2 protein-coding genes are annotated in these 1,765 nt (G+C 32.4%); both read left to right on the forward strand.

What is annotated here, in order from left to right; all coding sequences use genetic code 11:
- The coding region (locus ACJDUG_RS17755; protein ID WP_406771202.1) for a Gfo/Idh/MocA family protein at window positions 1-1,081 on the forward strand (1,081 nt) is incomplete at its 5' end.
- Window positions 1,082-1,120: 39 nt separating this feature from the next.
- Window positions 1,121-1,765, forward strand: a 645-nt coding sequence (locus ACJDUG_RS17760) for an N-acetyltransferase (protein WP_406771203.1), incomplete at its 3' end; no start/stop codon positions are given.

Genomic DNA, 1,765 nt, shown 5'->3' on the forward strand with positions numbered 1-1,765 from the left:
ATTTGCTATAATAGGATGTGGAAGAATTTCTTATAAACATGTTGAGGCGCTGGTACAGAATAAAGACGAAGCTGTTTTGACTGCTGTTTGCGATGTAATTGAAGAAAATGCAATAGCAAAGAAAAGGGATTATGAAAATAATATAGACAGTTCTGTAAATATTAAAGTCTATACTGATTATAAAAAAATGCTTGAAAAAGAACAAATAGATGTTGTTACAATAGCAACTGAAAGTGGATATCATCCAGAAATAGCAATATATTGCATGAATAAAGGTAAGCATGTAATTGTTGAGAAGCCTATGGCGTTATCAATTGAAGATGCAGATAATATGATTGAATGTTCAAGAAAAAATAATGTTAAGCTATGTGTAAGCCATCAAAATAGGTTTAATGAGCCAATTCAAAAATTACGTAATGCAATTGAAGATAATAGATTTGGTAAGCTTGTAAATGCAACAGCAAGAATTCTATGGAATAGAAACATGGGATATTATGAGCAAGCTCCATGGAGAGGTACTTGGAAGTTAGATGGCGGTACTTTAATGAATCAATGTATACATAATATTGACTTATTACAATGGATGATGGGTGGCGAAATTGACACTGTATATGCAGCCTGTGATACATTTTTAAGAGATATAGAAGCAGAGGACTTTGGGGCCATACTTATAAAATTTAAAAATGGTTCAATAGGCATTATAGAAGGCAGCGCATGCGTTTATCCAAAGAATTTAGAGGAAACCTTAAGCATTTTTGGTGAAAAGGGAACTGTATGTATCGGTGGTCTTGCTGTAAATAAAATAGAAACTTGGAGATTTGCAGATAATAAAGATACAGAAGAAGAAATATTAAAAGGTCAAGAAGGAGATCCTGATACAGTTTATGGCTTTGGACATACACCATTATTTAAAGATATGATAAATGCTATAAAAGAAAACAAGGAACCATTAATTAATGGGGAAGAGGGCAAAAAAGGTATGTCAATAATTTTAGCCGCATACAAATCCAGACTTACTGGAATGCCAGTTAAATTCCCATTAAAGAATTTTTCAACTTTGGAAATGGTTAATATTAAATAGGGCTTTTTTAATAAAAGAATTAAGAAATGAGGTTTTTTTATGAATTATGTATCTACTAAAAGCTCCATAGGAGAAAATGCAAAACTTGGTCATTTTGTTGTAATAGAAGATGGAGTAACTATAGGTAACAATTGTTTAATTGGTAGCAATGTGGTTATACATGAAGGGACAATTATAGGAAATAATGTTAGAATAGATGATAATTCTGTAATAGGAAAGCTGCCTATGAGATCAGTTAACAGTATTTTTAAAGATGAAGATAAATTACCTCCAGCTGAAATAAAGGATGACTGCTTAATAGGTGCAGGAGTTATAATTTATACTGGTTGCGTAATTGGCGAAAAAACTCTAGTTGCAGATACAGCTGTAATAAGAGAAAATGTAACAATTGGCTCAAAAACAATTATAGGAAGAGGAACTACTATTGAAAATTATTGCAAGGTAGGATCAAACTGCAAAATTCAAACTGATGTATATTTAACTGCATACTCAGAGGTTGAAGATTTTGTTTTTATTGCACCTTGTGTTGTAACCTCTAATGATAATTATGCAGCACGTTCTAAAGAAAGATTTGGGAAGTTTAAAGGTGTTACTATAAAAAGAGGCGGGCGAATAGGTGCGGGTGCAATAATCTTGCCAGGTAAGACAATTTATGAAGATGGTTTTGCAGCTGCTGGAAGTGTT

The organism is Candidatus Clostridium stratigraminis, from assembly GCF_045310675.1.
Lineage (GTDB): Bacteria > Bacillota > Clostridia > Clostridiales > Clostridiaceae > Clostridium_AT > Clostridium_AT stratigraminis.